The organism is Phycisphaerae bacterium (assembly GCA_012729815.1).
In the GTDB taxonomy this organism is placed as follows: Bacteria; Planctomycetota; Phycisphaerae; order JAAYCJ01; family JAAYCJ01; genus JAAYCJ01.
Genome location: JAAYCJ010000104.1, coordinates 1 through 25,854, shown reverse-complemented (window position 1 = coordinate 25,854; position 25,854 = coordinate 1). Strand labels below are relative to the sequence as shown.

Sequence of the window (25,854 nt, the reverse complement as noted above, 5' to 3'; positions counted from 1 at the left end):
TCCATAGCGGGAGCCTGGACGGCCAGGCCTCGGTCTGGATGATCCCGATCTCCCGGCAGCAGTACGAGTCGCGGGGCCGGACCCAATTCGCCGAGTGCCAAGGCGCCCTTAAGGCCATCGGCCCGTTGCCTGCCGACCATGCCCGGCAGTTCGAGGATGTTCTCCTGCGGGCGCTCGATGCTCTGGGCTACCAGGTCCACAAGAGCACCGTTACCGGCGCCTGAGCCTGGACGGTCGGAGCGCCGACTCTGCTGTGGCCGTGACACCTATGTGGATTTGGCGAGGCGATGGCCTTCACCCGTGGGCTTCGTGCCAGCCTTTGACGATCTCCTGGGCCTGCTGCCAGCCGAGGCCGATGCGATTGGCGCCGGCTTCGACCATGCTGATGAACCGCAGATAGTTGCGGATGCGGCCGGAGGCCTTGACGCCCATCTTGGGGCCGACGGTCTGGCGGAGCAAACGGACGTCCTCATACAGGGCTGCAGCGTCGGGCGAGAAACCCGTACACGTCTTGACGAACGCCGCGCCGGCCTCCTGAACGATCTTCGCCGCGTCCACCTTCTGGTCCGTGCTCAGGTAGGCCGTCTCGATGATGACCTTGACCACCTTGCCATCAGCCGCGGCGACGACCTCGCGGATATCCTCCATCGCCCGTTTCTTCTCGCCGCCGAGAAACGCCCCGAGGTTCATCACCATGTCGATTTCCTCAGCCCCGTCGGCCAGCGCCCGCTGGGTCTCGAAGACCTTCGTCTCCGTGGCCGTCGCCCCGAACGGAAACGCGACGCACGCGATCACCTTGCCCTTGGCCCCCACGAGACACTGGGCCGCCCGTCGAACGTGGCAGGCGTTGACGCACAGGAAGCCGTAGAGCTCGTCGCGGACGACTTGGGCCACCCGCTCGACCTCAGCCGCCGTCGCCGTCGGCTGCAGTATCGCCACGTCGAGCATCTCCTTGACCTGGTCGAGGCCCGGATCGATCTGCTTCTTCGCCATAGCATCACCCCCAGCGCCGTGGTCACCGCGCTTCGGCTGCCTTCATGTGCATACCTGTCTGTGACGACCCAAGAACCTATTGGGTCAACAGGTATCACATTGTCTTGTACTCGCCCGAGAGCTTCAAGACGATTCGCTTGACGCGGCTTAAGAAGACCCCCGGTGAAGTTCTTCTGAGCACACACAAGTTACAGTGTGAATATGTCATCCATTATCTTAGGGCCCGTCCGCGATTGTCCGGCGGCCTCGTGTAACATGCTGGACGTGTCAGGCAGCCGCTTTCATCCCAGAGCGGCGGTTTGTCGATAGGCGCAGGGGAGATTTGGAGCGCTTTGTCTCCGCGCCGCACCTTTGGCTGCGTGTGTTTTACATAATTACATCTGCGGGACTGTGCAGCCGGGCCTGGAAAGGACGCTAATGATGAGTAATAAGTATTATTACTGTTTTGTCTGTTTTGCAGCCGCTCTATCGCTCGCTCTGCCGGGCTGCGACTCGGGCCCGGTCGATCCGAACCTGGATCCGAACTCGATCGTCCTGCCGGGCACGTACACCACGTGCGACACAGCGTTTGCCATGGCGGATGGCCAGTCCTACACGTTCCGCCTGGACGACGTCTACTGCCTCAGCTACACCGATTTCGCCGGCCAGACGGTGCGTCTGAAGTTCGACTTCCTCAGCGGACTGACCTGCACGATCCAGATCAACGACGAGCCGGAACAGCCGCTGAGCCCGGGCCAGATCATCCAGCATGAGTTGGGCTTCTCGGGCAAGTGCTGCGTCACCTTGAGCCTGGCCAGCGAACCGGCGGGCGACATGAACGTGACGGTCAATCCCACCGACACCAGCGGCAACCCGCTGGGCGTCGGGTCCATCACCGCTTTGGCCCAGACCGGGCTTCCCGCCGACGACAGCGAACCCTCGGCCAACCCGGGCCAGACCATCACGATCAGCGGATCGGGGTTCGAGTCGACGAGCAAGGTCACATTTCCGAAAATTGACGATGCCGGTCAACCCGCCCAGGTGCAGGTCGCCCTGGCCTCGGTGGCCGAGGACGGCGGCAGCGGCACGGTCGTCGTGCCGACCACAGCCGTGACCGGCTACGTGACGCTGCCGAACCAGGCGTCGGTGTACCTGCAGATCGTCCCGAAGATCACCGGCATCGCCGGCGGTACGCCCGGCATGGTGGCCACGATCAGCGGGCTGGGCTTCGTCGAGGGCGCGACCACCGTCCGGTTCGGCGCCGACGACGTGACCGTTGCCGACGGCGGCACAGCCGCCGATGACGGAATCGACGTCCAGGGCGGAAACAGCAAAGTCCTGGTCACGGTCCCCAGCAGCGGCGCTTTGCCCTACGAAGTCATCACCGCCGGTGGACGCACCGGACGCTCCGGCGATCTGACCGGAACGTCGGCGACGGCCCAGTTCGGCGAACCGACCGACCCCAACACCGCCTCTGCCAACGCCAAACAGGTCATCACCCTGACCGGCACGGGGTTCGACGTCAATACCAAGGTGAATTTCCACATCATCAACGACGCCGGAGCCGAATCCGTGGCCACGGTCGCCCCAGCCAGCGTGGCCGAAGACGGCCTGAGCCTTACCGTCATGGTGCCCGCCAACGCCAAGACCGGCAAACTCGGCCTGCTCTCCGGACGTGACGGCGCCACGCTCCAGGTCGTGCCGACGGTGACCGCGATCGCCGGAGGCACGCCGGGCCAGCAGGTGACGATCTCCGGCTCCGGGTTTGTCGAGGGCGGCACCGCCGTGCGCTTCGGGTCCGATTCAGTAATGATCCAGGACGGCGGCAAACAGGCCGACGACGGCATCGACGTCCAGACGACCAACACCAAGGTGATCGTCAACGTGCCAGCCAACGGCACGCTGCCGTACGAAGTCATCACCGCCGGCGGCCGGTCGAGCAAGTCGGGCCAGTCAATCGGCCTGACCGCCGCGTGCATTCACGGCACGCCGACCGATCCGAACCAGGCCTCAGCCAACACCAAGCAGGTCATCACCGTGACCGGAGTGGACTTCAACGACGAAACGCGGGTCACCTTCCCGTGCATCGACATCGAAGGCTATCCGCTGGTCCGAACGGTCATCCCCGCCAGTGTCGCCGACAGCGGCCAGTCGCTGACGGTCATCGTGCCCGGCGACGCGTACACGGGCCAAGTGAGTCTGCTGTACGCTCGGACCGGCTGCCTGCTCCAGATCGTCCCGAACGTCACCGGCATCTCCGGAGGTACCCCGGGCCAGCAGGTGACGATCAGCGGCGGCGGGTTCATCGAGGGCGCCACCTCCGTGCGATTCGGCTCCGACGCCACCAAGATCGTCGACGGCGGCGTCGAGACCGACGACGGCATCGACGTGCAGACCTCCAACGCCAAACTTGTGGTCAGCGTCCCACAGGGCGGTACGCTGCCTTACGAGGTGGTCACCAGCGGCGGCCGATCCACCCGGACGGGCCGATTCACTTCCGTCTCAGCCGTCGCGACCAAGGGCTCGCCGACCGACCCGAACGAGGCGTCGGCCAACCCGGATCAGGTGATCACCCTCTACGGAAGCGGTTTCAACGACGACGCGCGCATCCTCTTCCCGTCGATCGATCAGTACGGCCAGCATTGGCTCGAGGTGATCGTGCCCTCGTCGGTGGCGGCGGATGGAAAGTCGTTGACCGTCCGCGTGCCCAAAGAGGCCGACACCGGCCAGTTCTCGTTGCTCGACAGCCAGGAGAAGTACCTGCTGCAGGTGGTGCCGCGGATCACGGGCGTCAACTACGGCGTCTCCGACAACGTCCTGGTGGCGGGCGAGGGCATCCACGTCAAGATGACCGGACTGGGCTTCATCGAAGGCCAGACCGCGGTGTATTTCGGAGAGCAGGCCTGCTCGACCACCGACACCGGACTGGCCACCGGCGATGAAATCGAGGTCCAGGGCGATAACACGACCCTCTACGTTCGCGAACCGCTGGACGGGACGGTTCCGTACTGGGTGGTGACCCCGGGCGGATCGACCGCCGGCCCGGCGCGAATGACCGGCATCACCGCCGTCGCCATCGAAGGCACGCCCACAGACGCCGCCTATCCCTCAGCCAACGCCGGACAGACCATCACCGTCGTCGGCGAGCACCTCTCCGTCCTGGATCGCCTCGTGATCATGGTGGTCAACGACGAGGGTGCCTGGATGCCGCTGGTCGTCGAACCGGTGGCCTACGCGGCTGATGAAACCGCCCTGACCATCAAGCTGCCGTTTAACATCGGGACCGGCTATGTGGGCCTGCTCGGCGGGGCCGACCGGTTCTATCTCCAGATCGTTCCCCACATCACCGCGTTCGCCGCTCCCTCCGACTCGTTGCCCTACGGCCGCTACAGCGGTACCGGATTCATCCAGGGCGGGATGACCGCCCACGTCGGAGGAACCGTGTTCCCAGCGGGCCTCATCGACGTGACGGGCGGGAACAAAGCCTTCTCGATCCTGGATACCTACGAGACGAACCAGGCCACCTACGTCGAAACCGCCGGCGGCACGAGCGAGACGTTCACGCCATAGGTGGAATCTTGCGCATCGGGTGACCGCCCGATCCCGGACCGGCACGATCGCGATTATCCGTCGATGGCGTTGACAGCCGCCAAACCGGACTGATAATGGTGGCCGTGGGATAACCATTGCTGTTCGGTTGGAGCGGCTGGTCACGCCATGAGCAATTTGTGGATCGCCCTGGCACTAACGACGTTCGCCGGAATGGCCACCGGAATCGGCAGCGCCATCGCCTTCTTCGCCAAACGGACCGACTACCGATTCCTCTCCCTGGCTACGGGCTTCTCAGCCGGTGTGATGCTCTACGTCTCGTTCGTCGAGATCTTCATCAAGGGCGTCGATTCCCTGACACAAGCCTACGGCGACTATTGGGGCCACTGGGTCAACGCCGCCTCCTTCTTCGCTGGAATCGTGGTCATCGGCCTGATCGACAACCTGATCCCCAGCGCTGAAAACCCGCACGAGATCCATCCCAAGGGCGAGATGGCCACGCTTCAGGAGCCCACCGAGGCCCTGCCCTTTCCGCGAAACCCGGCGCTGCCCGCAAGCCGTCCCGACGCCGCCCACCTCCAGGTACACAACCACAAGCTCATGCGAATGGGGCTCTTCACCGCCCTGGCCATCGCCATCCACAACCTCCCCGAGGGTCTCGCCACCTTCCTCGCCGCCCTGCAGGACCCCAGCGTCGGACTCGCCATCGCCATCGCCGTCGCCCTGCACAACATTCCCGAAGGCATCAGCGTCTCGGTCCCCATCTACTACGCCACCGGCAAACGACGCCGCGCCTTCGTCTACTCGCTGCTCAGCGGCATGGCCGAGCCCGTCGGCGCGATGGTGGCCTATGGCCTGCTACGCCTCGCCATCGGCGGAGGCGCCGTCCCGCCCCAATTGATGGGTATCCTCTTCGGCGGTGTCGCCGGTATCATGGTCTACATCAGCCTCGACGAGCTCCTGCCCACCAGCCGAGCCTACGGCAAAGGCCACGACAGCCTCCTCGGCCTGATCGGCGGAATGCTCGTCATGTCCCTGAGCCTGCTGTTGATGAAGTGAATTGCGTCTTCCGGACGCACCAGCCCTGTCGCGATCGCGGGTTTCCTGCTCCGCTGCGGAATGCCAGTGGCGACGAATGGGGCTGTGCGTCTACGCAGTCGTCTCAGCGAGGCTGGCCGAGTCCGCCGTGTCGGAGGTCTGTTCCGAGGCGGCCGAGGCGTCGGGCTCAATCCACAACTCGCCCAGCTCCTCGCGGGTGATGGTCCGCAGCGGAATGCCGGCGGCCTTCTGCTGCTGAACGTACGCACACATCCGGTGGCCCAGACACTGCTGGAACACCTTGCCGGAAAGCAACAGGCTTTTGACCTTGAGGAATTTGGGGTTGCTCTGGAGCGGGCCGTCCTTGATGTTGCCCATGTCGGCTGGATGGCCGACCAGGCAGCACGGCCGCATCTCGCCGTCCATCTGCACCCACACGCCGTTGAGCCATCCGCAGCAGGCGAGCGTCGGCTTGGTTTCGCCAGCGATGGAACCCTCGCGCCGCAGGTCGGCCAGCCGCTGAGGAAGCTGGAACCACAGCTTGTGCCGCGCCGCGACCGCCCGCGCCTCGTCGAGCAGTTCCACGCAACGCGGATGATCGGTGGCGGGATGGTTGTCGCTCGGTTTATCATCCCAGCCGATCAGATCCTCAACGTAGACCCGCAGGGCCCCCAATCGCACCGCCATCTCCACGAATGCGGGCAGCTCCTCGATGTTGTCGGCCATCGCCACGAATGACATCGAAATGCGAGGCTCGCTCAGCCCCATCTCCTGCTTCATCGCCACGAGGCGCTCGATGTGGCCCATGACCCGCTCAAAGCTCCCGCCGCGAATCCGCCGGTAGGTCTCAGCCGTGGCCGCGTCGATCGAGAAATTCATCATCGGTACGATCTTCGATTCGAGTATCGAACGGCACTTGGCCTCCGTCAGGGCCTGCCCGTTGGTGAACATGTCGAGCGTGACCCCAAATTCGCGGGCGACCTCGACGATCCGCTCGAACTCCGGATGCAGGAGGGGATCGCTGTCGCCGGCGCTGAGGGTGACGCCGTTGATGGTCGGAGCCGCCTGGAGCATCCTGCGGAAATCCTCTATATTCAGGTGTTCGAGACGCCCAGCCCGGCCTTCGCGGTGCGCCCCGAGGCACATCCGGCACCTCAGATTGCACTGCCCGCCCACGAACTGGATGTTCAGGAATGACGGCAGCAGCAGCAGCCGGCCGTACTGCCTGGCCCACGAGACTTCGTTCCAATGCGCACGAAGAAACTGACAGATGCTGCCGTGATTGTTGCCCCGGAGCAATCGATGGGCCAACAGGGCCGCCACGAGGTTGTGAAACGCCAACTGGCTGGTCGGCGCGAGGTTCCGAGCCTCTTCCAGCCGCTTGATCCCCGACTGAATATTGCTGCACGCCAGTTCGGTCAACCCAAGGTCGCACAGCGCAGCCGCCGCCGAATGCTGCGCCAACTCCATGACCCCGGCGGCCTTCCCGCTGGTGATGCCTTTGATGATCTCCGGATTGGCCAGATGGTAGCGGGTCAGGTCGTGGGGGTCCATGAATGCTCCAAATCTGACATTAAGTGTTATTTATGATAATCTATATTAATAATAAGCGATTGGCCTAGGATAGGCCTTTGTTTTTATCGGTACCTTCGGGCTGGCATGTCCAGTGGATTGGGCAACGCACCCTATACCGGTGGAGTTGACCATTATCATCCCTACAAACACTTGATTAGCGACCTCGCCCATGGTATCTCTGTAGGAGAATTGACATTGCCTGTCAGGGGTCCCAAGTTCTGCAAAAGGAGAATGCCATGCTCTACAAGACAATCATGACGATGACCTGCCTGGCCCTGGTGTTCGGCCTCTACGGGTGCAACGCCCAAGACCAGACAGCCGACGGCGAGGCCGCCCAGATCGTCTGGTACTACCAGGTCAAGGCGACCGACAACAGCTTTGCCGAAATCGCCGAGAAGGTCTACGGCGACCCCCAGTACGCCCCGCTGATCGCCGAAGCCAACCCGACCGTCGAGGAAAGCGCCCTGGCCGTCGGCGACCGCCTGATGATCAAGTCGCGAACCGACACCGAAGGCCGAGTAGTCGAGCCGCGAGGCTGCGACCGAAAGAAAATCTACTAGTTCAGGCGCGAACGTCGCCTGTGAACAACTGACCACAGCCGTGGTCCGACACCGTCGCCCCTGTCTGGGCAACGGTGCCGGTTGCGGCCGCTTCTTGTGAAATGTGCCTCCTCTCCAAATCCTGTCCTCCCGCGTGTTCCGCGTGATCCGTGCCGTCTTGGAACGCAGTCTCATCAACGCAGGAAGCCCCGCTTCCTCACGGCCACAGGAGGGCGATGGTGATGATGATCCACATCACGATCCCAACCAGAAACTTGAGGTTGATCCCGATGAAATGCCCGATCCCCGCCCCCGCACCGGCACGCACGGATTCCTCAAGTCCTTTCCCCGCCGAGAGTTCCATGACCCACGCCCCGGCAAACGCCCCCAGACAGGCCCCGATCACCGTGCCCAGAACGGGAATCGGAATAAGCCCGGTAAAGACCAGCCCGCCCAGAATCCCGCCCACAATGGCCCCGACCGCCCCGCGCCGCGTGCCGCCGACGGTTCGGACGGCCACCGCTGCGGAGAAGAACTCCAGCAATTCACCGAACAGCGCCAGGGCCAGCAGCACGATCAGCGTGGCCCGGGCGAACGGCTGATCGCCCCAGTAGGCCCAGGCGAAAATCCCGGTACACAACAGCATCAGCCAGTTCCCCGGAATGCCCAACAGCCCAAGACCCAGCGAGACCGTGTTGGCCACAACGAGCAGGACCGCCCAGAGGTAGAACATCGCATGCCTCCCCAAATCTCCGTTCCAAACCGATTATAGTGGCCCGACATCGGAGGCGACAGCGGTTTTTGCACGGCACGGGATTGCATTCACGAACGCCGACGGTATTCTGAGGCATTCCGACAACGCGGTTGGACGGCAAGTGCGAATCGAATGGGAGCAGAACCATGCGACTGGAAGAAGCAGGCGTGATCTGGACGACCCCGAAAATCTCTCGGCCGCTGGACCAGGTCGCGGTCCAGTTCGTCTGCGAAGGGCTCAACGGACAGCCCGTCGAGTTCGAACTCCTCGACGGCGAACATCAGCCGTACTTCCGGACCACGGTGGACTCGCAACCGGGTCGGGCCGACATCTCCGTGCAGCCGGCAGGGATGCTTGGCGTGCATTACGTCGTGGCCCGGACCGTCCTGCCAAACGGCCATCCGTACGAACGCTACGGCTGCTTCCGCGTCGAAGCCCGCACGACGATCGAGTCGGACGATCCGCGAGTCGATGAAACGCTGCGATTCCTTGAAGAAGGGCTCAAGCTCGCCGTCGACGTCGTGCAGGTGGACGGCAAACCGATCACCTACATCAAGTGCGGCGACAACACGTGGGACAACCTCGCCTGTCCAGCCTTCGCAATTCCGGCCCTGCGCTACTTCATCACTGACATGAAGACCGTCTTCGAAGCCATCTACGATCACCAGTGGCCCAGCGGCTGCCTGCCGGACCACGTCTACGGCGACTCCCATACCGGCTGGGAGGGCCAGTCCAAAATCCGATCCATGATGGCCGACCTCGAGTCCGGCATGATCTCCACGCTCTACAAGGGCTGGGTCGCCCACGGCGACGACGCCTGGGTCCGCAGCCTGCTGCCCAAGATGGAAGCCGGCATGGAGTACGTCACCACCGATCCCCAGATGTTCGACAAACAACACGGCTTGGTCAAACGTCCGCACACCATGGACGAGTGGGACTACCAACTCGGCGACACGAGCTGCTTCATCAACGAGAACAGCCGCTTCGTCGTGAGCCAGGGAGACGCCTCCTCGATGTTCGAAGCCTGCGGACTGCTCGCCCTCCTCTTCGAAGCCACCGGAAACCCCCAGCGAGCGATCTTCTGGCGAAGCCGCCAGGAACACTACCGCCGGACCGGTAACCGCGTGTTCTGGGATGGAACCAAGTACCGCCATCACATCCACCTCGACGAGGTGGACCACGGAACCTTCAACGAAGACGATCAACTCGTCATGAGCAACTCATGGGCCATCACCCGCGGCTTCGCCGATCACCAGCAGGCGGTCGCGATCATCCGCGAATACCTGCGGCGCTGGAAGCAGACCGGCCACCGCTACCCGTGGTGGTCGGTCCAGCCGGGCTATCCCACCGAGACCACCTTCGGACCCGGAGTCTACGCCAACGGCGGACTCTTCCCCTGGGTCGGTGGCGAACTGTGCCGCGCGGCCTTCGAGCACGGTATGGAAGACACCGCGATCACGCTGCTGATGGACTTCCACGGCGCCGTCAAACGCGACCACGGCGCCGTCTTCACCTGGTACGACAGCGAAGGCAATGCAGGCATCACCTCGACGAGCCAGACCAACTACGACGGCTGGGGAATGCAGCCGTGGACCCAGGCCGTCATCGAAGGTCTCGCCGGCGTCCGTTCCGACGGCAAGCTCTTTGATCGCGTCGTCTGCTGCCCGCGATGGCCCGCCGCCGGCGTCGGCAACGCCTTCGTCACCGCCCACTTCCCAGCCTCCGACGCCTACTTCGCCTATCGCTACGCCGCCAGCCAGGATCAGATCGAGCTGACCTTCGCGGGAACCGGCAACGCCGTCCAGTTCCGCCTGCTCCTGCCCAAAGGCTGGCAAACGTCCAAGGCCCGCCTCGACGACCAGATCCTGGAGTTCCAGGAGGAAACCATCGAGGAGTCGCGGTACATGCTGGTCGATGCGCCCATCCAGGGCGTGCGCCGCCTGACCATCACCGGTCGGACTTCAGGTTGATGTGGCACGAAGCCAGCCCGCGCTTCTCCAGATACTGCTGGTGATAGTCCTCAGCCGGGTAGAAATCGCCCGCGGGCACGATCTGAGTCACGACAGGACCCTTATACCGCCCGGACTCCTCAAGCCGCTCCTTCGAGGCCTTCGCCGCTGCCTCCTGCTCCGGACTATGAAAGAAGATGGCGGAACGATACTGCGTGCCCACGTCCGGCCCCTGACGGTTCGGCGTCGTCGGATCGTGCAGATTCCAGAACAGCTCAAGAAGCTGCTCATAACTGCCCCGGCTGGGATCGAAGCGGACCTGCACCGCCTCCGCGTGCCCGGTCCGACCCGTGCACACGACTTCGTACAACGGATTCTCCACGTGCCCGCCGGTGTAGCCGACCGTCGTCTCGACCACGCCCTCGACGTTGCGGAACGCCGCCTCGACGCCCCAAAAACACCCAGCCGCAAAGGTCGCGGTCTCGACGTTACTCTCATGGTTCTGCCCGGCCGGCTGCGACGCGGGCGACCGATCCTTGTGCTCGTTCATCGCGTTTCCCTCCCCGCCGCTGGGGCATCCCGTCAGAGTGATGATCCCCAGCGAGATGAAGATAGCGTATATTCTCATCATTCGTTCGTCCCACCAATTGGCGAACCGCAATCCCTCTGATGAATTGTAGGCGCACAGGCCTTGCCGCCCGCATGCCCGATGGTGGATACATATCAAATGAACGGACCCGCCCCAGTCGTGGAGCGGGTCCGCAGTCTGACGATACAGTGAACGCTAACCGCAGTGGCTGCACGAGTCGCACTCGCACGTCTCACACGTGCAGCACTCGCACGGGTCGCATTCGCACGGGTCGCACGTGCAGCACTCGCAGCATTTGGCTTTTTCAGCCGCCTGTCCGCAACACGCTCCGCCCGCCAACGCGACCGTTCCCGCCGTCAGCGAAAACCCCAGAACCAACACCATCATCAAAACGAACATAGTCTTCATGTTTGATTCCTTTCATCGAGACATTTCTATACGCCTGCAAAACCAACGAACAACGTGGAAAGGAATCAAACGCTCTTCGGAGGCGGGGTCGGCGGGCGGATCGAATGCTCCACCGCCGACGGGTGGGGATGATCGAACGCGATAAAAACCGGCTGATCCTGAACGACCGCCGGCGCCAGACACGCCAGAAAGACGGAGGTCACGCATCCGCACGAACATGGCACCTGGCTCTCATCGCAGCAGCCGTCCCCGGAACCCGGCTGCGGACTCTTCTCCGCCTCGTCGCCGCTGCGGCAACAGGCGTTCTCACAGCATGCGCAAATGGTCACAGCGTCCGTGGATGGTACGGACTGTCCAACGACGGGCCTTGCCGACCCACCATAGACAATCAACGGGATGATCACCAGCACCATTCGCATCGCTTTCACCTGCCCGATTATACGACCCGCCGCAAACGCGGTTCAAGACACAGTCACGGGACGTGCAAGCGAACAAGGTCCAGATAGCGCTATAACAATCGAAAACGCCTGAAGTTGTGGCAAGAACCTCGGTCATGGCACTTGATCTGAATCAACGGCTCGAGCCTCCGCCCCTTTCTCCGCCAAAGAAGATCGCGGCGATGTCTTGTGCGACAACAGCCATCGCGGCCGCTTGATAAACTCGCCGTTCTCAAAGGTCTGCTCGACCCGCCCGCATTTCTCCAGACGATCAAAGCAACTCCGCATGCAGCCGCGCGACCCGCCAATCCCATAGCTGCCGTCGCCGCCCCATTCCTTGAGCGTTGCGTGCCCCTCAATCACGTACCCCGACCCGTCCTCCTCCGTCCGACGCCACCGGCCCTGCGAGAACGGCCAGCAGATCTTGTAGGCCATGTCCTCGCTGATGCTCTGCCGGCTCACGTCGAACTCGTAGCCCGGAAACGTCTTGTGGATAAACGGCGAAACCCGCGGATCGCCGCCGTGATAGCTCAACGTGCACCGGCCCATGTCCACGTCGCCCCATTCGTACGTCTTGTCCTCGATCCGAACCTTCACCGTTCGCCCGTCTCTCACGTGCGGAATCGCCGCCGACGGACACCCCTTCACGCACGCCATGCACCGGTCGCACAGCGTGCCCGGCTCCACCAGCGGATCCGGCGCCAACTCCGCATCGGTGATGATTGCCGCCAGCCGCACCCGCGGCCCAAACTTCCGGGTCAAAAACACCTTCGACCAGCCCATCTCGCCCAGTCCAGCCGCCGTCGCCACGATCCGGATCGCCATGTGCACGTCCGGCGCCGGCGCACCGGGCCGCACCGGATCGATCGGCGGCTGAACCTCCGCCGCGCCCGGATAATACGGCACCGCCTCCCAGCCGAAATCTTCAATAAAACACGCCGTCTCATACACGCCGCGCGGAATAAAAAAGCTGTTCAGCAAACCGTGATACCCAAAGTACGTGTAGTTCGGCCAGTACGTGCCTTCCTCGATGCCGCGCCAATTGCCCCGCAGAATACGCCGGGCCACCGCAATCACCGATCGCGCCTCCGGAAAAATGCTCGCCGGATGCATCCGTTGCGGGGCGTCCTCGAACCGCTCGATGTTTGCGATTCCCACCAGGTCCAGCCCGTGCCTGACGGCGGCGTCCTTCACCATCTCTGCGGTCAGCTTCGCCATCTCAGCGACCCTCCACCAGCGAAGTCCGCCCGCCCGCGTCCACCTGCCACGCCGGCCTCTGCCGCAGCGGATTCGTAAAGCGATTCCTCACCCGCCCGGTCTCGTTCAGGTGATGCACGCACGTCCGCCCGCAGATCGCCGCCAGCCGATCCGGCAAACCCGCTGTGTGATAGCGATTTGGCCACATCCCGTTCCGGCAGTTCCGACACAAATCCCAGTTCGTCTCCGCCACCAACATCTTCTTGCCGCAAATCGCGATCTCCTTGGCATTCTCGATGCTCATCGCCCCCAGCGGACACGCCTTGACGCACTCGCCGCACCGGTCGCACACCGCCGTTTCGCGGATCGGGTCCGCCGCGAGCTCCGCATCCGTCAGAATCATCTGGATCTGCTGACGCGGTCCGAACTCGGGCGTCAAGAACTCCCCGCTCAGACCGATCTCGCCCAATCCCGCCCGGACCGCCGCATCATAGAAATCCACCATGACGTTGGGCGGCGGCGCATCCGGCCGGACCGCCACGCCCATCGCCGGAACCTGCGACGGCAGGTTCGTCATCGGCACCGCCTCATACCGGTGATCCTCCAGAAACGTCGCCACCGTCACCGTGGTCAACGCCAGAAACCGATCCGGCACCCAGTTCCGCGCGTACTGATCGAACAGCGTGAACTGCGTCCCCTCCTCCACGCCCCGCATGCAGCCGCGAACGATCCGCTTGCCGATCACGATCACCGACCGCGTCTCAGGAAAAATCGAACTCGGATGATGCTCCCGGGCGATCCCGTCGAACCGCTCGATCGAAGCAATCCCGACCAGATCCGCTCCGGCCTCCTTCGCCGCCGATTTCAGCGTCTGAGTCAGATTTCCGTTCACGTTTCCACTCATACCGAAAAGCCCTCCAGAGTAAGTCGACCGGCGGCATGGCCCATAGCGAACGACAGACCGGCCGCCGCCTTAACTACCGCGCGCTTGTACGCTTCCTGATCCCGCTGATCCCAGTCTTCCTTGTCCGTCGACGCCCCCAACGCCGCGATCACCGCGCCGCGGCAGTTCCGAACCACCGCCGCCACGCCGACCACCGACGAACCATCGCCCCTCTCCCGCACGATCACCGCCACGCCCGTCCGCCGCGCCTCCTCAATCGCCGCCGCCAGACCCTCATCCGCCGAACCGGGAACATGCCGCAGCCGTTCCTCAACCGACATCTCCGCCAGCATGGCCCGGCCCATCGCCGAATCGTGCAGCGGCAACGTGCTGCCAAACCCCGGTGAACTGGCGCTATATACGCCCGCCGGATACGCCGTCTCCACGATCAGCACCTTGCCAAGATGCCCAACGCCCAGATAGCTCGGCGACCTGGTCCGATCCGACAGATCGTGCAGATACGCCAGCCCCGCCCGCCGAACCTCCATCCGCTCCAGAATCGACGCCGAAAGCTCCAGCGTCCGAAGCCCGATCCGGTACGACCGCGTCCCAGCGTTCTGAACCACGTACCCCTGCTCGACCAGCGTCTTGAGCAATCGGCAGGCCTGACTCTTACCCAGCCCCGTCAGCTCCGCCAGCTCGGCCAAACTGAACTCCCGCGCCTCACCCGCCAGAGCCTCTAGTATAACTATCCCTTTTAATAAAGTATTGTGCATGTCTATATCCTATATGGCAATATAACCACTGTACATTGCCATATAGGAAACGCCAAGCCCAAAATCGCGCCCATGCCGAAAAAAGTAGGGTGCATCGTCCCGACGCACCAGTTCACTCTACCGAGAACTGAGAACGACAGGCTGCAGGGGAAGCAGGGGCCCCAGGTCACCGACGGCCGGCCGCGCGTCGCCCTGATCGATCGCGATCGGACGAGGCGTCAGGTTCAACAGAAACGTCAGCGTCCGCCCATCACGGTCGGCGACGGTGTAGTTGACCAACCCCGCCTGCGGAGCCACAGCCGGAGTAACCGCCGACGTGATCGCCGAACCCAGCGACTCGAGGGTCGTGTCTTCGGAAAGCTGGACGATCTTCGTCCCCGCCTCGCGGGCCGCATCGAGCCACACCGCTGGGACATCCGCCCCGTAAGGCAGGACAACCGTCCGGTAGCCGTCAGCCGCCCTCTCAGTCAACGCCTCCAGCGGCAACACATCCACCAGATGCCCGGAAAAACTGCACAGCTTGTACGCCTCACGAAAACCGATCCCGTCGTCGATCAGCAGCACGTCGGGCTCAGCCGTCTGAAACGCCGACACGATCGGGGCCTCTCGCTGAAGCTCCTGACCGGCGTGCACCAACGCGCGAAGAGCCCACGGCTGAGAAAACGTGGTGCCTTCGTTGTGCTCCGTCCGCCGGCCCCAGACCCACAGATACCACGCGTCCAAACCCAGCACGCCTCGCCACCACCGCACCGCCCGTACGTACTCGCCGGTCGGAATCTGACCGTAGAAGATCGAATGCTCCTCCGAGTCGACGATGGGTTTGTCCGGCGCCAGCGACCGGAACTGCTGGGTCTGAATGGCGGTGCTCCACGCGTCGATCAGCAACCCGTCGCCGTCGTCGCCCATCCGCGGGTAGCAGTCCGAGCCGCTGGCCGTCACAATCCTCGACAGCGCCGTCCGGTCCGCCCCCAGAACGTGCCGGTAGCCGCCGTGAATCTTCGCGTAGGCCGGACGGCTGGCGTCGTGCCGGCCAAGCTCGTCCATGTACCAGCGGTAAAACCGCGCGACGCGGGCATGATGATACGCGTACAGATCGGCCGCCGCAGCCGGATTGCCCGCTTGATGCTCAACCTGCTCAAACGACGCAAAACCGCCGTCCCAAGCCGCGTTGAGCCGCTCGATCTGACCGTATTTGCCAACAAGGAACTCTCGAAAATCAGCCGGCGCGAAATCGCCGAACATCGCGTACCACAACTCATTGCTCAGGTCGTAGCTCGCCAGAGCCGGACAATCCTTGACCGCGGGAATCAGAACCGCCAGGTGCCGCGACATCAATTCCCGCAGACCCTCGCTGTCGACGTTCCACGGCATAAACGCGTTACGCTTCCGCCGAAGCTCGCCCGCGTCCAGGTCGCCGTACCGCTCGAACGCCCACGCCGGAACGTAGTGCGGGCTCAACAGCAGATCGAACGCCAGGTTCAGTTCCTCCGCGAGGTCCAGCAGCTCCACCATGCTCTGCGGCACAGCGGTCTTCTCGGGCTCCGGCAGCGTCGAATTGGGACCGATCTCGGTCGAGAGGCCGGTCAGCCCGAGACTCGCGTACCGGCGAAGCTGCTCCGGTCCCCAGTGCCCGCAGAACCCGCCCGGATAAACCGCCGTCTCGCCGTTGTGGAAATTACCGTCGCGGACCGTCAGGCCCGTCCGCCGCACGTCGGCGGCTTTGGCCCACGGCGACTGGCCACCAACCGCCTGGTCGATCTGCTTCGCCAGATCGTCGGCGAGTTGTTCGATAAACCGCAGTTGCCGAGCCGCCCGGACGTGGCGCTCCTCACCGAGGTCGGCTCGGATGTGCTCTACGAACATCTCGATCATCGCCGCGTCCCAGCCGGGATACGCGGTATCGACGCCCTCCGGCAGGGCCGCCAGCTTCGCCTCCAGTTCGGCGAGCCGACCGGCAAGCGCATCGCACCGGCCCCTGATCCACGCGCCCGCCTCGTCGAACACAGCCGTGAGCTCATCAAAGCGGACGACATAGACGCCGTCGCACCGAAACTCGCCCGCCCGGTGCGGCAGGTCGAAGGCGATCGTGGCCACGTCATCGAGCACGCCGTTGCCGCCCAGGTACAGAGGCGCGAACTCATCGCGATCGACCGTCACGTGGGCCCACGGGTCGATGTTGGCGGGCCGGCGGCTCTTGCCGTCCAGATCGGCCACCAAAGCCGTCCCGTCACCGTCCTGGACAATCATGCGGAGCTTGGGGTTCTCGTGGCCGTACCGCGGATCCAGTTCGAGCATCACGTAGAAGTGCCAGTACCGCGGCACGCGATCCAGGTCCACCCGCCGCGACAGCAGGCACGCGCCCGGATCGGACTTGACCACCGCACAGTCGGCCCGAAGGCTGCCCGTCCCCGTCTTGCGCTCGATCGGGTCGATCGAAAGAGTCACCGCGTTATTGGAACGCCACGGCGCCAGGCCCTCGCACTCGTCCAGAAAAACAACCCCCGGCGATCCCTCAGCCAGGGCGGCAACGGACGAAATGGCCAGAATCACGCACACGAACGCGAATCGGAACATAGTATTCTCCATCAGGGTTAATCGGCGTCGGTCTCGCTCGGCGTGGTCTCCAGCAGCAGATGGTAAAGCTGGCAGTTCTCCCCGTCGATCCGGAGGCGAATCGCCCGGTTGAGATGCTCAGCCGGCACGGCGAACCGGTGAACGCCGGGCCACGACCGGCCCTCAGCCATCGTGACAAAGTCCTCATCGCCGCCCGAGAGCTGAACCTTCCACGGTCCGCCGGCATGCGCGCCGACGTGAAGCGTGAAATTCGCCTTGCGGCAGCCGGACAGGTCGAACCCGTACTCGATCCTGTCCGCGAAGCTGACCGATGGACCGCCGGCGGGACTGGACTTGAGGTACCGCGACTCGATCCAACTGTTGCCGGTAAATTCAATCGCCTGTCCGGCGCTGATGCGAATGGTGTCCTTGTAGCTCGAAATCGGCTTGCCGCCCGCTTCGCCGCGAACCAGAATCGGGTAGACATCCGCCTTCACGCTGGAAGGAACCTGGACGGGAAACTCCAGCACGGTCGAACTCAGCGGAGCGAGGCGGTAGGGCATCTGCCGGCTCAGCCGGATCGTCGGGCAGACCAGCTTGACCCACCCCTCTTGTTCCCCATCGGTGCAGTTGTACACCGCGACGGCAAGCTTTCCGGACCCGTGCGACAGATACGCCCGATGCGTGGTCTGCGGAACTACGATCTGGGCCCAGACGAACGAGTTCTGCTTCTCGTCCCGCCGGACCTCCGTGACCCGTGCCGGTTTGGCCGGTTCAATCTTGGCAACGGCCGCCCGAGGCAAATTCAAAAACCGCGGTTCCGGCGTCGCATCGAGCTTCAACTGACCGGCTTCATGCCGGACCGTCTCGCGACTCCCATCGAGGCGGACGATCTGCACTTCGGTCGCGGGGCGGACCGGCAGTTCGACGCCAACCGTTTCGAGCGTCGGCGACCAGACCACGATCGTGGCGTTGGCCGGCTGTGCATCGTCGGCAAAGACGAACGCCCGCCCGCCCTCGACCGCAATCCGCCCGATGAACCGCTTGGCCGACAGGTGCTCCACGATCAGCTTGTAGGCGTAAAACGAAGCCTGTCGCCGCCCCTCGCCGTCGTGCAGCCCGTAGTTTTCACCCCAGCTCTTGGCGTTGTACCAGAACAGCCGCTCGACCCCGCAATGGTCGAACGACCGAAAGAACGTCATCGCGATCGCCAGCAGTCGCGCCTGGTCCGCCTCGCTGATCTCGCCCTCCACAGACCAGCCGAACTCATTGAGCCAGATCGGCTTGTGACGGTCACCCATCGCATCCATCACCCCGCGAAGCGCCGCGATCCGGTCCGCCGAATGGTATCCCTCGTCGAACGTCCGGCTCCACTGGTACGGATGGGCAGCCATCACGTCGAAGTAGTCGCCCGCGCCCAGTTCGTAACACCGCCGCACAAACTCCACGTCGATGCCCGCCTGCCCGGGAAACAGCACCACCGCCTCGCCGTCCGCCTGCTTGACCGCGCAATACGCCATCTTGGTCATCGCCACGAGCTGATCCACGCCGCCCCCGAAAAAAACGCCCCGCCCGTTCGGCTCGTTCCACACCTCATACGCCGGAACCCGACCCTTATACCGCAGCACCTGCGCGCGGACAAAGCGGTAGTAGTCGAACAGATCCCTCGGCGGATAGGTGTGCTCGCCCCCAGGCCCGCTGCTCGCCCACGACGGTGTATAGCACAGAATCGGTACCGGCGTAAGCCGGTTCTTCTCAAGCCACTCCGCCAGGTCCGAATCCGAAGCCGACCAATTGAACCGGCCCGGTCCCTCAGCCTCAATCACGTTCCACGACCCCAGCGGCGTCGCCCCGCCGCCGCACCGGCACCAGCCCAACCCGATCTCGCCGATCCCATGCCACGGGTTCACCACCCCGTAAGGGTTCTCCCACGGCGGCGAAACCGGCGCGGTGGCGGACTGTGCGGGCAGCGCCGCCACCATCACAACAACGGCTATCGTCAGTGTGGATATCATCGAATTCGGATTGCAGAAGACAGAAGGCCTACTGCCGCTTGTCGAAAACATCGGGGAACATGCGGCCCTCGGTGTTCCACCACGGAATCCACACGAAGCGGATCTCGTCCGGCGTGATCCTGAATGGCGCCGCCGATCCATCGAGATAGCCGACGTTAACCGCGTTATCGTGCTGAACCGCCCAGGTCTCAGGGTAATTGATGTCAATCACGTCGGCGATGAACGAACGCCGGGCGATCTGCTCGTTCTCAGCCGCGCTGATGGTGGTGGGCGTGTACCCGGTGCTTCGCCCGTCGATGTTCCTGATCGTAACTCCCCACTGAGAATGAGGATACTGCTGCTCGTGGAACCAGTTGCGGCTGTAGTAGCTCGCATTGATGTACCGGGTCAGGTCGGTGTTCCAGTTGTTCTCGTACGAGTGGAGACGGTCGCGCGGGCAGAACGCCTGATGACCGTCGGCCACAAAACCCGTCTCATAGAGCAGTCCCCAATCCGTCCAACACCCAACGCTGTCGCCGTCCCAACGCATCCCGGCAATCTGGCCCTGCGACATGAACACATGGTCATCGAACGGCGTGTCGAACAACTCGCCGCCGTGGTTCTCAGCGTAGAGAATCGAGGCCGTGACGATCTGCCGGAGGTTGTTCAGGCACAACACGTTGCCAGCCGAGTTGCGGGCCTGCTGCAACGCCGGCAGCAAAATCGCGATCAGCACCGCGATGATCGCCACCACCACCAGCAGCTCGATCAACGTAAAACTCCGGTCTCGCATACGCCTCCGCATGGCTTGCCCTTTCATGGTCAGCGGCCGCAGTAGGTCCAGAAAATTCACGGTATCGCAATCGGTGATTCCAGGTGCCAGTAGTGCATCGGTTCAAGTCCCCACAACGGATCAAGTATCCCGGTCCGCCGAACCGAACCGTCGTGATAGCCGACGTTGACCGAACCGGAGTGAATGTGCGAGACAAACTTGAAGTGCATGGCGTTGACCCACGAAATATAGCCCTGGGTGCGTCCCTGCGTCCAGTAGTTCCTGACCTCGGAGTAGATCGGGACGGCGGGACTGATGCTGGTGGCTGGGACGTTCACCCCAGCCAGGTAGGGGTTGATGCCGTACTCGCCGTCGGCGTACTCGAGATATCCGGGGTTGCTGTTCATGGCGGTGCCCGGTTGGGAGGGACAGTCGAGGATGCGCCCGTCGTACGCGAAATACGGGGCGATACGGGCGGGCCACCGAGGGCTGTGCCAGTAGAAACCCGAGCCGCTGTCAGCCGTCCGGATTTCCCCGCGAGGCATCAGGTCGTGGTAGTCGTTGCGGTATCCCACGGTGGCGATCAGCATGCTGCGAAGGTTGGTCTGGCACAACGTCGCCTGCGTCTGCTCCCGCGCCGCGGCAAGGGCCGGAAGCAGAAGGGCGACCAGCACCGCAATAATCGCCACCACCACCAGCAGTTCGATCAGCGTAAATGCCACCGATCTCGATTGGCTCCGGTTCATCGTCTCGACCTTCTTCCAATGGCTCCCGATCAGCCGGTGCTGCTCTGGCGAACCTGCAACTCCACCGGCAAAACCCGATGCATCGGCCGTCGGACCGCGCCCGTCAACTCCTGATGCAGCAGCCGCGCCGCTTCGTAGCCCAGACGCACGCCGTCCTGATAGACGCTCGTCAACGGCGGCTCAAGCATCTGGCAGATCGGCAGACCGCCCGAACCGCCCACAAACACGTCGCGTCCGATCCGCAAACCCGACTGCTCAGCCGCCAGGTACACGCCCTTGCCCACGTAGTCGTTGCTCGCGTGAACACAAGTCACCGCCGGACGGGCCTCCGCGAACATCCGCAACGCGGCGCGGCGGGGATTGTCGAATATGTCCTCAAACGGCAATTGGCACGACTCGAATTCCGGAACCGGCAGCTCCCAGGCAAACCGCTCCAGTTCGCCAAAGTTGTGCTCCTGCATCGCCGCCGCCCAGCCGCGGCACCGCTCGTGGCACGAACTCGGAATCTGCGTCGACCCGACGTAGTGCACCGGCCGCTGGTGCGTCTCGATCAGGTGCCGTGTCACCCGATACCCAGCCGCGAAGTGGTCGGCTGTGACCGCGCTGGTCTCGATCCCGGGAAGCACGCGGTCGACAAACACGACCTTCAACCCGGCATCCAGCGAGCTGCGAACCGCCTGGCGGTACGCCGGACTGTCGAACGGCATGATCAACAGCCCAGCCGTCCCCTCCGGCGGATGGGCGATCGCATCCGTAAAACTCCGGTGGTCCTGCCGCGCGTCGACCACCATCACCTCAACATCAACCTCGTGCGCGAACTGCTGTACGCCCTCCGCAATCCGGACGCAAAGCGGATCGCCACTCCATCGCACAAATAACATTGATGTTTGAGTAACCTGCTCCACCCCAGCCACAAACGCCCCCCTCCGCGGCTCCTGACGGATCAAACCGTCCTGCTCCAGCAAATCGAGCGCCGATTTGATCGTTCGGGGATGCACGTTCCACTCGCGGACGAGCTTCGTGACGTTGGGAAGCCGCTGGCCGGGCCTCAACTCGTCGGCGAGGATCGAGTCGGCCAGCTTCTGGCGAATCTGCAGGTACAGCGGCTTGCTCTTGCCGGCGCCCTTATCCAGTAATGTCGATCGGTTGGCGGTCATGCGCATAATTCAGCATAGTTGCAATATAGATTACGCTATGCGGAATTATAGATCAATACTTTTTTGGCAGTTTTATGGCACATTTGGCGCACAACGCCCCCGCACGGACAACGGGAATGCTCAGAATGCCGGATTCAACGCCCGTCGGCGGACCAGACGGACGGCCGCCGCCAGCCCCATAAGTCCAAGCAAGCCAATGGGAACCAGCAACTGAACGCCAAGGACCAGCGGAACCAGCCCCGCGCGGACAACCGATCGAAGCGTCGGATCGGCGGCGATGACCGTAGCGATCGGCGGCGAAAGACGATAATAACTCCGAACAAACCAGCGGCCGGGCGGATTGGTCATCAACCAACGGTCGCGGAAATCGCTGAGGACTCGCACCTGCGGTTCCAGCGGTGTGCCGAAGGCGGCGGTGGCGATGAAGCAGCCGGTCGGCAGCGGCAGGGGGGTGTTGGGGTCGCCGGAGGGCGGGGCGGCGGCGATGAATTCGACGGTGACTTCGCGGTTGCCGTTCATGACGACGCGGTTGGTGGTGGCGGTGGACGTATCGTCGTCGGTGCCGGTCCACTGGCTGATGACAAATCCGGGAGCGGGCGTGGCGGTCAGTTGCACGATGGCGCCGGCTGGGTACCGGCCGCTTTGGGGCATGAGGGTTCCCAGGCCGCCGGCGATGGAGGTGGTCAGGTCATAGATGGTGGCGTTCGATTCGGCGAAGACGGCTTTGACGGTGCTGTCGGCGAGGATCCGGAGTTGGACGGTCGGGCTGCTGCCGGTTGCCGCGTCTTCCCACCGGACGAACCGCCAGCCGGAAGCGGGTTTGGCGGTGAGGCTGACGGTCTGCCCGGGCGGGTAGTTGCCGCCGTTGGGATCGACCGTGCCCTGGCCTTCGATTTGTACGGTCAGGCGGTAGAGGATCGGGTCCTGCTCGAAGACGGCTCCGACGGTCTTGGCTGAGTTCATGACCAGTTTGATGGAGGGCTGGTCGCCCTGGACGTCGCCCTGCCAGCGGACGAAGCGCCAGCCGGTGTCGGGCTGGGCCTGGAGGGTCAGCACAGCGCCTTCTTCGAAGAGGCCGCCGTTGGGATCGACCGTGCCCTGGCCGAGGACGTTAACGGTCAGGCGATAGCTGATCTTCTCGCGGAAGACGGCGGTGATCTGCCTGGGATGGTCCATGACGACCTGGAGCGGGTTCTGGTCGCCGGTGGCGTCGCCTTCCCAGCGTTCAAATTGCCAGCCGTCGGCGGGCGTGGCCTTCACGGAGACTTCCGTTCCCGCGTCGTAGACGCCGCCGTTGGGATCGACGGTCCCTTCGCCGTCAACGAAGAGCTCGAGGGCGTATTGCGGCAACGCCTCCTCGAACACGGCGGTCAGGTGCTTGTCGGCGTCCATGGCCAGGTCAATGATACGCTGCGTGCTGGAGACGTCACCCTCCCAGCGGGCGAAGCGCCAGCCCTCATCCGCGGTGGCGCGAAGGCCGATGACGGCGCCGTCGTTGTAGACGCCGTCGCGGATATTGACGAAGCCGTGGCCTTCGACGTCGACCAGAAGTTGGCGCTGGACGGGATCGACGGCGTCCGGGGTGATCTGGACCTCGGTGGTCAGGATCAGGGGGAATGAGGACCACTCGCCGTCGAACGTCGCCTCGACGAACCAGGCGGTAAATCCCCGCTGAGGGACCGGCATGGCGGCGAGGTAGACGCCTTCTTCGCTTTCGGTCAGGTCGGTGCTTTCCCATCGGGCGCCGAAGGTTTCGAGTCGAAAGTCGCGGCCGTCGAGGTTTGTGGCTTGCCAGAGCTTGACCGCTGCGGGAGTCGTGTCGGTTTCGACGCGCAGGGACCGGTCCGATTGGACGGTCCAGGTCAGCGCGGGCAGCGATGCGCCGGTGACGATGGCCTGGTTGAATGAGATGAGGCTCTCGAAGGCGCTGGCGTTGAGGGCGTGGTCGGTGTTGGGGACGCTGCGGATATAGCGTGGCCCGGGCAGGTCATCGAAGTAGAAGCGGGCGGAGTCGGGTAGGAAGAACTGGTCGCCGCTGGAGGCGATGACGTATTTCGGGACGGTCATTCGCGAGCGGTTCAGGTAGAGGTACGGATCGACGATGTCGAGCAGCAGGTCCATTTCGGGATCGTCGAAGCGGTCCATGATGCCCATCGCGACATAGTCATTGAGGGCGGGCGCCCAGAAGCCGTAGACGGCGTGATGGTGGAGCAGGGACTCGCGGAGGTTGAGGGCGTCGAAGACGGCGGGCGCGATGGCGGCCACGCGGTCATCGACGGCGGCGGTCAGCCAGGTGGTCCAGCCGCGTTTGGAGATGCCGGTCAGGATGAAATGGTCGACCGTCACCACCGGGTCGAGGGTCTGGCAGAACTCCTGGACGGCGTCCATGGCGCGGACGGCGGATTTGGTCATCGGCAGTTGCAGCGGCCAGGTTGCGTCGCTGGGATTGTCGAGGAACTGGTCCCAGGTGTAGGCGATGATGGCGTCTTCGTAGCGGGCCAGGCCCTCGCCGCTGAAGAACAAGGGCTGGTTGGGCACGGTCGCGAGGTAGGCGGTGACGATCCCAGCTCCGTTGCTGAGTTCGGCGAGGGGGGGAATCTGCAGCGGGTCGATCAAATCGCTGTTGGAACCGCCGCCGATGGCGAGTGCGGCAGTGCCGCTGATAACCGTTTCGGGCACGGTGACGACGAGGCGGTGCTCCCAGGCTGTGCGGTTGGCCACCTCGGCGGCTCGCCACGTCTGCGAGGTCATGTTTAGGACGTAGATGGTGCAGCCGTCGGCATGGAAGGTGGCGTTGGGATCGTTGGGATCGTGGCTCGAGGCGAACGTGGCATCGGGGGCCTGGACGTAGTCATCCAGGGCTGTGGCGCCGGCTGAGCGGGTCAGGCCCAGCAGAGCGATGGTGATCAACATGACCGGCCCAAGGCCACCCAAACGCCTCATCTGCATACTCCCGAAAAGGTTGTTTCCTGCCGCACAGACCCGGCTGATCTGGATAAAACCTTACTGTTACTGATACTTCTTTGCGGGCCTGGTATATAAGCGGGTCTCGGCAAGCCCCAACGCCCTCAATGATAACACAAGCTGGTGTCGTTGAGAAGAGCATAGGGATGTTTCGAGCCCATGCCCCGGCGGATACCCGGTATTCCGTGCCCACATAAGAGAAGACGAGTCTCAACGGGGGATTAGCCGAGCTTGTGGTAGCGTTGCCAGTCGTCGCGGTGGGTCCGCGGTCCGAAGGCCGTTTCGAGGCAGAGCTGGTAGGCCAGTTCCACATCGTAGTCGCGGATGCCCTTGAGGTAGGCGTCCACGATGGTGCCGACGGCTGGGTCGCCCACCATGCATCCGATATCGACGCCCATCAGCTCCCACTTCGGCAGGCCGGAGTTGGTGGTCTTGACCACGTCGAGAAGAGTGGCGACCTGATCGTTGACGAGTTGAGGGTCCATCAGGGTCATGAGCGGGAAGTAGCTTCGGAAGGCGTCCCATCCGCTGAAGACGGTTCGCGGCTTGAAGGTCGAGACGGTTCTGACGCGGCCTTTGCCGTCGACGAAACGCCCGTCGGCGTCGTCGATGCGGCGCGGGTCCAGCCGGGTGTGATAGACGGCGGTGGCGGCGACGGATTTGTCGTGTTCGGATGCGGTTTTAACGTGCAGGCCAGAGAGTTCGCGGCCCCACTGCTCGGCCAGTTCGCGGCGGACGCGGTCGAAGTCCCAATGATCGAGCTCGGTTCGCAGGTTGTTGCGTGCACCCGCCAGATCGACGAACGACAGGCCGACCTTCAGCAGCACCTGATGGTTCTTTTCGGTGGGGAACTCGGTGTAGAAGCCCAGATGCTGTCCGCGGGCTTGCTTGCGGCCGGGATGGACGGCGGCGTTGCGGCAGTAGTCGGCGTATTCGGCGCTTTCGATGAATTCGCGGTCGCGCTTGAGGCCGTCCGGGAAGTGGACCTCCCAGACGCCGCAG

General features: G+C 63.7%; 20 protein-coding genes and 1 pseudogene. 5 read left to right on the top strand and 16 right to left on the bottom strand.

Features of this window, described 5'->3' with window-relative positions; translation table 11 throughout:
• Nucleotides 1-224: hypothetical protein (locus GXY33_07765; protein ID NLX05024.1), on the top strand; the 224-nt coding region annotated here is incomplete at its 5' end.
• A gap of 70 nt (nucleotides 225-294) precedes the next feature.
• Here GXY33_07765 and deoC read toward each other — a convergent pair.
• Nucleotides 295-993 carry a deoxyribose-phosphate aldolase gene (deoC, locus tag GXY33_07760; protein ID NLX05023.1) on the bottom strand — a complete coding sequence of 233 codons (699 nt, stop codon included), beginning with the start codon at nucleotides 991-993 and terminating at the stop codon, nucleotides 295-297.
• 420 nt (nucleotides 994-1,413) lie between these two features.
• On the opposite strand from deoC, the gene GXY33_07755 reads away from it, so the two are divergent.
• Together GXY33_07755 and zupT are read left to right on the top strand one after the other, a co-directional pair.
• Nucleotides 1,414-4,542, top strand: a complete 3,129-nt coding sequence (locus GXY33_07755) for a hypothetical protein (protein NLX05022.1) — start codon at nucleotides 1,414-1,416, stop codon at nucleotides 4,540-4,542.
• Nucleotides 4,543-4,689: 147 nt separating this feature from the next.
• Nucleotides 4,690-5,580: a zinc transporter ZupT gene (gene zupT, locus GXY33_07750; GenBank protein ID NLX05021.1), complete on the top strand. Its 891-nt coding sequence runs from the start codon at nucleotides 4,690-4,692 to the stop codon at nucleotides 5,578-5,580.
• Between the two features lie 90 nt (nucleotides 5,581-5,670).
• Here the strand turns inward: zupT and GXY33_07745 are convergent, their stop codons facing one another.
• Nucleotides 5,671-7,113, bottom strand: coding sequence for a radical SAM protein (locus GXY33_07745; protein ID NLX05020.1), 1,443 nt, complete (start codon nucleotides 7,111-7,113; stop codon nucleotides 5,671-5,673).
• Nucleotides 7,114-7,370: 257 nt separating this feature from the next.
• On the opposite strand from GXY33_07745, the gene GXY33_07740 reads away from it, so the two are divergent.
• Nucleotides 7,371-7,694 carry a LysM peptidoglycan-binding domain-containing protein gene (locus tag GXY33_07740; GenBank protein ID NLX05019.1) on the top strand — a complete coding sequence of 108 codons (324 nt, stop codon included), beginning with the start codon at nucleotides 7,371-7,373 and terminating at the stop codon, nucleotides 7,692-7,694.
• 196 nt (nucleotides 7,695-7,890) lie between these two features.
• Here GXY33_07740 and GXY33_07735 read toward each other — a convergent pair whose 3' ends face one another.
• Nucleotides 7,891-8,406, bottom strand: a complete 516-nt coding sequence (locus GXY33_07735; protein ID NLX05018.1) for a DUF456 domain-containing protein — start codon at nucleotides 8,404-8,406, stop codon at nucleotides 7,891-7,893.
• A gap of 167 nt (nucleotides 8,407-8,573) precedes the next feature.
• Here GXY33_07735 and GXY33_07730 point away from each other — a divergent pair, with 167 nt between their 5' ends.
• The gene (locus GXY33_07730; protein ID NLX05017.1) at nucleotides 8,574-10,397 is read left to right on the top strand and encodes a hypothetical protein; all 1,824 of its coding nucleotides are present in this window, start codon (nucleotides 8,574-8,576) and stop codon (nucleotides 10,395-10,397) included.
• Here GXY33_07730 and msrA read toward each other — a convergent pair.
• From msrA to GXY33_07665, 13 genes and pseudogenes are all read right to left on the bottom strand, one after another.
• Entirely contained in the window at nucleotides 10,375-10,926 is a 552-nt protein-coding gene (msrA, locus tag GXY33_07725; protein ID NLX05016.1) for a peptide-methionine (S)-S-oxide reductase MsrA, read from the bottom strand. The two genes, GXY33_07730 and msrA, sit on opposite strands and share 23 nt — an antisense overlap.
• A 234-nt stretch (nucleotides 10,927-11,160) precedes the next feature.
• On the bottom strand, nucleotides 11,161-11,373 hold the full coding sequence (locus GXY33_07720; GenBank protein ID NLX05015.1) for a hypothetical protein: 213 nt from the start codon (nucleotides 11,371-11,373) through the stop codon (nucleotides 11,161-11,163).
• 65 nt (nucleotides 11,374-11,438) lie between these two features.
• Nucleotides 11,439-11,792 (bottom strand): hypothetical protein, encoded by a 354-nt coding sequence (locus GXY33_07715; protein NLX05014.1) that lies wholly within the window; start codon nucleotides 11,790-11,792, stop codon nucleotides 11,439-11,441.
• A 132-nt stretch (nucleotides 11,793-11,924) separates the two neighbouring features.
• Nucleotides 11,925-13,028 (bottom strand): hypothetical protein, encoded by a 1,104-nt coding sequence (locus GXY33_07710; protein ID NLX05013.1) that lies wholly within the window; start codon nucleotides 13,026-13,028, stop codon nucleotides 11,925-11,927.
• A gap of 1 nt (nucleotide 13,029) precedes the next feature.
• On the bottom strand, nucleotides 13,030-13,899 hold the full coding sequence (locus GXY33_07705) for a hypothetical protein (GenBank protein ID NLX05012.1): 870 nt from the start codon (nucleotides 13,897-13,899) through the stop codon (nucleotides 13,030-13,032).
• A gap of 8 nt (nucleotides 13,900-13,907) precedes the next feature.
• Nucleotides 13,908-14,666: an IclR family transcriptional regulator gene (locus tag GXY33_07700; protein ID NLX05011.1), complete on the bottom strand. Its 759-nt coding sequence runs from the start codon at nucleotides 14,664-14,666 to the stop codon at nucleotides 13,908-13,910.
• Between the two features lie 117 nt (nucleotides 14,667-14,783).
• A complete protein-coding gene (locus GXY33_07695) occupies nucleotides 14,784-17,240 on the bottom strand; it encodes a hypothetical protein (protein NLX05010.1) in 2,457 nt (818 codons plus the stop codon).
• Between the two features lie 17 nt (nucleotides 17,241-17,257).
• Nucleotides 17,258-19,234, bottom strand: coding sequence for a hypothetical protein (locus tag GXY33_07690; GenBank protein NLX05009.1), 1,977 nt, complete (start codon nucleotides 19,232-19,234; stop codon nucleotides 17,258-17,260).
• 28 nt (nucleotides 19,235-19,262) lie between these two features.
• Nucleotides 19,263-20,006, bottom strand: a complete 744-nt coding sequence (locus tag GXY33_07685; GenBank protein ID NLX05008.1) for a type II secretion system protein — start codon at nucleotides 20,004-20,006, stop codon at nucleotides 19,263-19,265.
• Between the two features lie 608 nt (nucleotides 20,007-20,614).
• Nucleotides 20,615-20,731, bottom strand: a pseudogene (locus GXY33_07680) (prepilin-type N-terminal cleavage/methylation domain-containing protein).
• 29 nt (nucleotides 20,732-20,760) lie between these two features.
• A complete protein-coding gene (locus GXY33_07675) occupies nucleotides 20,761-21,888 on the bottom strand; it encodes a substrate-binding domain-containing protein (protein NLX05007.1) in 1,128 nt (375 codons plus the stop codon).
• Nucleotides 21,889-22,008: 120 nt separating this feature from the next.
• A complete protein-coding gene (locus GXY33_07670) occupies nucleotides 22,009-24,831 on the bottom strand; it encodes a hypothetical protein (GenBank protein ID NLX05006.1) in 2,823 nt (940 codons plus the stop codon).
• A 242-nt stretch (nucleotides 24,832-25,073) separates the two neighbouring features.
• On the bottom strand, nucleotides 25,074-25,854 hold a 781-nt coding region (locus tag GXY33_07665), incomplete at its 5' end, for a glycoside hydrolase family 92 protein (GenBank protein NLX05005.1).